Source organism: Coprococcus sp. AF21-14LB (assembly GCF_003458885.1).
Lineage (GTDB): Bacteria > Bacillota > Clostridia > Lachnospirales > Lachnospiraceae > UBA9414.
Map to the genome: position 1 here is coordinate 1 of NZ_QRVX01000082.1, position 6,797 is coordinate 6,797.

The window sequence follows — 6,797 nt, forward strand, 5'->3', positions numbered from 1 at the left end:
AATATTCATCAAAATAACTTGTTATAACAAATTAATAAAAAAATCACTGGGGAGAAGATTATGGAACAAGAGTTAAAATATATCTATACCGTATATGAAAAAGGCAGTTTCTCAAAAAGCCGCCCGCGCTCTGTATCTGACACAACCGGCTCTTAGCATCGCCGTTCAGAAAGCTGAAGAAAAGATTGGAATGCCTCTCTTTGACAGAAGTCAGAAACCACTAAAACTTACACCAGCCGGAGAAGTTTATATTGAAAAAATCCGTCAGCTTTGCCAATTAGAAGACGAACTGCACCGCAAAATCGAAGACCTTGCAAAACTTAATACAGGACATGTGCGAATCGGCGCCACCAGTTTCTTCCTTTCTTACATCCTGCCTCCGATTCTGTTAGAGTATCACCGTCAATATCCGGATATCACATTGGAAATTATTGAAACCGACTCATATGAATTAAAAGAAATGTTAAAAGACCGTAAATTGGATCTGACTTTTGTCAGCCGTCCTCTGGAAGAACCATTTTACAAAAATCATTTTTCCTTCCAGGACCCTATTTTACTCGCAGTTCCTTCCGCTTTTTCTGTCAATGAACAGCTTGCTGATCACGCCCTGACTGCACATGATGTCCTTCGCCGCCGCCATCTTACCGGTTCTTGTCCGTCTATCTGTCTCTCTGCATTTGAGCATGTACCCTTCGTTCTGCTCAAATCCCGCTATGATCTTCGCAAACGGACAGACAGTCTCTTTGCAGAAGCTGAAATCACACCGGATATCTTCATGGAAGCTTCCCAGATGTCCACTCTCTATACCCTTGCAGAAGCAGGACTTGGCGCTACCTTTATCAGCGACCGGATCATCCAGAAACCCGATGAACGTGTTTTATTCTATAAAATAGACTCTTTACTGGCAGTTCGGGAAATGAACATCGTCACAAATAAAAATTGCTATATTTCTCATGCAGCTAATTTGTTTATACAGCTCATGCGGCAATATTATTCAGTATAAACTCATATAGAAAAGGCGACAGTTTTTTATTTCCTGCCGCCCTTTTCTTTACTTCTTATTATTACATTTTACACTGATCTTATTCTTACAATGAGAATTTATCTTGCATAAATCTTCACAAGTTCTACAATCATATCTGTTGCTTTATCCATACCTTCTACTGTCGCATGTTCGTAAGGTCCGTGATAACCATGTCCACCTGTTCCGAGATTCGGACATGGAAGTCCTCTGTAAGATAACTGACTTCCATCAGTACCTCCTCGGATCGGGGAAATATCTTCTGCCACATTTGCATTTTTGCATGCTTCTCTTGCATTATCAATCAGATGCATACAATCAGCAATGATACTTGACATATTGCGGTATTCATCCCGGATTGTTAATTTAACAGTTCCTTCGCCCCATTTTTCATTCATAATCTTTTCAATGTGGCACAGTGTCTTCTTTCTTGCTTCAAAAGAATTCAGATCATGATCGCGAACAATATACTGAGCCTTTGCATAGGCAACATCGCCGCTCAAACTGCACAAATGATAAAAACCTTCATAACCGGATGTGTCTCTAGGCGTTTCGCATCCCGGAAGCAGTTGGTTGATCTGTGTCGCAAGAAGCACTGCATTGATCATAACATCTTTGGAGCCGCCTGGATGCACATTAAACCCATTTACTTCAAAAGTTGCTTCACAGGCATTAAAGTTCTCATACTGGATTTCCCCTTCGCCATCTCCATCCAATGTATATGCATATTCTGCCCCAAATCTTTCAATATCAAAATGAGAAGCTCCTGTTCCTACTTCCTCATCCGGTGTAAATGCAACACTAATTTGACCATGAGGAATCTCCTCATCTCTCAGACGTTCAATCAAAGTCATAATCTCTGCAATTCCCGCCTTGTCATCTACGCCGAGAATAGTTGTTCCGTCAGATGTAATCAGTGTTCTTCCTTTCAGCGATGGAAGATGCGGAAAATCTTTTACAGAGAGCACACGACCACTATCCCCGAGTACGAGATCTTCTCCATTATAGTTTTCTGTCAGTACCGGTTTAATTTCATGATCACAGAAATCCGATACTGTATCCATATGGGCAATAAATCCGATCTTTGTTTTCTCTTCATACCCCGGAGTTGCCGGAATGATTCCGTATACAAAGCACTGCTCATCCACAGCAGCATTTTCCACACCCAATTCCTTTAACTCTTCTACGAGCATCTTTGCCAGGTCAAACTGACATGCTGAACTTGGTGTTGTTCCACTCTCTCCGTCACTTGGTGTGCGCACAACAATGTATTTCAACATTCTCTCATATGCCTTCATGTTCCTTTTCCTCCCTTATAGTTCTTTTGCCTAATTTGCACTATAGCACACCTGACAAATACTGTCAATCTTTCATCCGGAGTGTGATTTTTCATCTGCTTTCCCTCAAGAAAAGCCAGAGATAAATTTTATCTCCAGCTCTTCTCACATTTCATCTGCACTTACATGTTACTATAAAATATGTTCTTTTTTCACTGCCTTAATAAACGACGCACATGCTGCAAACATAATAAAAATAAATGGAAATGCTGCAACAAGTGATATAGTCTGAAGTGGCTTCAATCCTCCTGCCATTAAGAGTCCTACTGCCATAACTGATTGAATAATACCCCAAAGTATTTTTTTGCTATTTGGAGGATTAATCGCACCATCTGTTGATAACATTGACAGAACGTACACGCCTGAATTTGCGGAAGTAACAAAAAATGCACACAGAGAAATCATTGCCACGATAGAAAGCAAAAATCCAAGCGGATACTCCTGAAGGACAACAAACAATCCGACTTCCGGAGCTGCAACGGCTTCTTTAAGTGTTTCCAGTGCAAGAATTCCTTTTTCACCAAGATTAATTCCAAGACTTCCAAAGACAGCGCCCCAAATACAGGAAGCCAATGCCGGAACTAAAACAACACCCATAATGAATTCACGAATCGTACGTCCTTTGGAAATTCGTGCTATGAATACACCTACAAATGGTGCCCATGCAATAAACCATGCCCAATAGAATAGCCTCCAGCTTCCAAGCCAGCTATTGTCTCCATAAGCATTAATACCAAATGAATCCGGAATGAAATCTCCAATATACTGTCCAAAGCCATTCACAAAGCTATTCAGAATTTCTATTTTCGGACCCACGATAAAACATACTGCCATTAGTCCGATAGCAACATACAAATTCGTATCTGAAATTACTTTGATTCCTTTTTCTAACCCAGATACTGCGGAGCCAATGTATAATATGGAAACAACAACAATAATAATAATCTGAACTAATAAATTCGTCGGAATTCCAAACAATTCATGAAATCCTGCATTAATCTGGAGCGTACCGAGACCAAGAGATGTTACAACTCCTGCAACTGTAGCAAATACAGCCAAAATATCTACTAATTTTCCGAGCCATCCATTGGCAAGCCGCTCTCCAATCAATGGTTCTAAAATACTGCTCACCAATCCTTTTTTATTCTTTCGAAACATAAAATAGGCAAGTGCCAAACCAATGACTGCATAATTTGCCCATGGCAAAATTCCCCAATGCATAAAAAATGATTTCATTGCAAAATCTGCTGCTTCAGGAGTTCCTCCTTCCATTCCCACTGGATTCAAATAGTGTGTCAATGGTTCTGCAACACCCCAAAATACAAGACCGACTCCCATTCCACATCCAAACAGAAGACCGAACCATGTCAGATTACTGTACTCAGGTCTGGAATCATCTCCTCCGAGACGAATTTTTCCATATTTTCCGAATGCCATATACGCAACAAATACAAGAAAGACAATCATCGCCAATAGATATAACCATCCGAAATCTGTAGTCAGAAACTGGAATGCTGCATTTGATACTTTTGTAAAGCTCTCATTAAATACAACTGACCAGATAGCCATAATCGCAATCAGAACTAACGATACAATAAAAACTGTATTGCCTGTTTTTGATTTTTTCATAAGCTGCCCCCTATACTCTGAAAACAGTCTGTTCTGTAATATCCTCTCCAAGTGATTCCACTGCAACTTTTGTTCTGTGATATCTTAATTTCCATTGTTCTTCTTTCGTTGTAGCCGGATCTCCAAGTGGATACGGAATAGAAATTGTTGGAACAATTCTGTTGGATCCTACTGTTTTTGCAACTGGAATTAAATTACACATCTGGACAATCGGAAGACCTGTTTTTTCGATTTCTTTTACCATCGTTGCACCGCAACGCGTACAGGTACCTCATGTAGAAACCATAATAACGCCATCGACATTATCTTCCTGAAGATATGGAATAATTTCTCTTGCCATTCGCTGTGCTTCTGCCTGTGTTGTTCCTGTTCCAACTGTTGTATAGAAATACGGATGAAGGCTTCCAAATTCTCCTTCCTTCTCCAATTCTTTCAATACATCTACCGGAGTGATAACGTTTGGATCCGCATCTGCTGCTGCAGGATCAAATCCAGCATGAATTGTTTTATACTCTCCGCCTTTTAATTCTTTATCGCCAGAAATATCATATCTTCCCCAGCGCGTTGCAGATGCCGACTGGATATGATCCGGATTATCTACCGGCACAATTCCTCCTGTATTAAGTAATGCAATTCTTGCATGCTTCAAATCTTTGATTGCCGGTGCAATCGGAACTCGGTCCATTTTCGGAATTGGAAGCTCTGTTTCAAATGGTTCTCCATTTAATTTCTTTACAAGCATTTCTACCATACGTTCTGACGCAGGTTTTGCATCAGCTCTCCATACTTGACGGCGAATCCCCCGCGGAAAATATCCTTCCTCATCTGCACTTCCAATCTCTTCTTCATTTAAAATTTTATTGGCAAGATTTGCCATTGCTTTTACATCTGCTCTCATACGGGATGCGATATTTCCGCCGCGCAGAATATACATATCTTTCTTAAACATTTCTGCACCTGGATTTTCCTCATTAATAGATGTAATAACCGGCACTCCATATTTTTCTTTTACTGCTTTACAAATAGTACCACAAGCAACTCCATAACGTCCTGCCTGAAAAGCCGGTCCTGCCAGAAAAATATCAAATTCTTTATCTTCCAACATCTCAAGAACTTCCTTTACCGCCTGTTCAGTATTGGAACCCATATAGTTATCACCACAAATAATTGTATGTGTAATTTCTGCATCTAGTTTTTTCGCAAATTCAAGCGCTGGTCCAACTTTTCCTTCTCTTATTTCCGGAGGAAAATCAGCTTTATCCTCTCCGCCGATCTGTCCAAAGAACTGGTTAATATATATAATCGCTTTTTTCATCGTACATGCTCCTCCCTAAAATTCTTTCATTGTCTTTGTTGACCATCCACACACGCGGTCACCACAGAACATCGAGTTGTTTTCCATAATAATGGATCCATCTTCTCTGACAGAAGGTCCTAATTTCTCATCTGCTGCCCATCCACCTGATAGACCATCTCTTCCTAATGCCTCAAGTTCACCAAGTACTGTTTCCATCGGTGGCAATTCAATTAATTCTGAAACATTTCCGCATGATACGATTGCATCACATTTCTCATCCAATGTTACAAGCGGTTGAGACTGTCCGTCACGTCCTGTACATTCATTAGAAATTCCAACCGTCTTTACCCCCGCATCTTCAAGCGCTACGATACATCCTACAAAATCAGCATCCGGATTTCCATATCCTTCTTCTGCTACAACTGCTCCATCCGCACCAAGTGTATTTGCAATCTGTGCTACGAACATTGCCGCTCTTTCCTTCTGTTCTAACGCAACATTTAAGTTTGACATAATAACTCCGAGAAAATTGATTGTTTTTCCGTGCTCTTTATAAAGCGCTTTGATGTTCGGACAATTCTGGAAGTCATAGGTAGACCATTTAGATGAAACCGGCATAAAGCTCCCTGATACAAGCGCTCCATCTAACACTTCATTTGGATGCATAACTGTCGGCAGCATCCGGTTCATATCCCATCCATATACAAGATCATTGTATCCTAACTCCTCCATCTGAGACTGTGGCTGCATAACATACACGACAGATGGTAATTTCTCTATTTCCGGATTTCTCTGAATTATTTTTTCCAAATCAAAGACTTCTGTTTCCTCTGGTTCCAGTTCTTTTACACACTGCGCAATAAACTCTGCAAGTCTGTGTCCAGCTCTTCTGAGAGCGTCATTCTTCTTCTGCTGTTCCCGTTTTTCAAATTCTTCGTTTGTATCTGCTACAAGAACAACATTCAAAAGTTCACCAAAAAGCGTATATTTCTGTCCTTCTCCGCTCATATCGATAACGCCATCCTGGAAGCCTCCCCAGTGCTTCCCAACAACAAGTACACTGCAGTTCTTCAATGCATATGTTACACCTTCCCCTGCTTTTGTCAGATCACCGGTATATCCCGGGAAAGCGCCTCTTCCATCTGGGCGTACACGTGGTTCAATTGCTTCCTTTACAGGACACATTCTGATTTTATCTCCAGGTTTCGCAATATAAAGCTCTGCTTCTGTAATGCGATCATCTTCTCTAATAAAATTTAAAGCGTCTTCTTTGTTAATTGTAAGAATACCATCTTTTAATGATAATTCCTTTCCAAATACGATGTCCTTTACATAGAAATTACCAATTTCTAATCTCATCTTACTTCCTCCTTTTTTAAACCTTTATTTGGCAGTTTAGACATATTCCTTAAAATATAAGCGCGCTTATTAATCATTTTGTACACTCATATTATCACTAAGCGCGCTTATTGTCAATAATAATATGTGAATTGTATATATATAAATTTTCTAT

Annotated in this window: 5 protein-coding genes; 1 reads left to right on the top strand and 4 read right to left on the bottom strand. The window is 40.1% G+C overall.

The window, feature by feature from the left end:
- Positions 1-94: 94 nt before the first annotated feature.
- Positions 95-1,003, top strand: coding sequence for a LysR family transcriptional regulator (locus tag DWX73_RS12565; RefSeq protein ID WP_118349063.1), 909 nt, complete (start codon positions 95-97; stop codon positions 1,001-1,003).
- A gap of 98 nt (positions 1,004-1,101) precedes the next feature.
- Here DWX73_RS12565 and pepT read toward each other — a convergent pair whose 3' ends face one another.
- The 4 genes from pepT to DWX73_RS12585 form a co-directional block, all read right to left on the bottom strand.
- Positions 1,102-2,319 (bottom strand): peptidase T, encoded by a 1,218-nt coding sequence (gene pepT, locus DWX73_RS12570; RefSeq protein WP_118349064.1) that lies wholly within the window; start codon positions 2,317-2,319, stop codon positions 1,102-1,104.
- 171 nt (positions 2,320-2,490) lie between these two features.
- Positions 2,491-3,987: a BCCT family transporter gene (locus DWX73_RS12575; RefSeq protein ID WP_118349065.1), complete on the bottom strand. Its 1,497-nt coding sequence runs from the start codon at positions 3,985-3,987 to the stop codon at positions 2,491-2,493.
- A 10-nt stretch (positions 3,988-3,997) separates the two neighbouring features.
- Complete coding sequence (gene grdH / locus DWX73_RS12580) at positions 3,998-5,302, bottom strand: betaine reductase selenoprotein B (protein ID WP_118349066.1); 1,305 nt, start codon at positions 5,300-5,302, stop codon at positions 3,998-4,000.
- A 15-nt stretch (positions 5,303-5,317) separates the two neighbouring features.
- Positions 5,318-6,643: a glycine/sarcosine/betaine reductase component B subunit gene (locus tag DWX73_RS12585; protein WP_118349067.1), complete on the bottom strand. Its 1,326-nt coding sequence runs from the start codon at positions 6,641-6,643 to the stop codon at positions 5,318-5,320.
- Positions 6,644-6,797 lie beyond the last annotated feature (154 nt).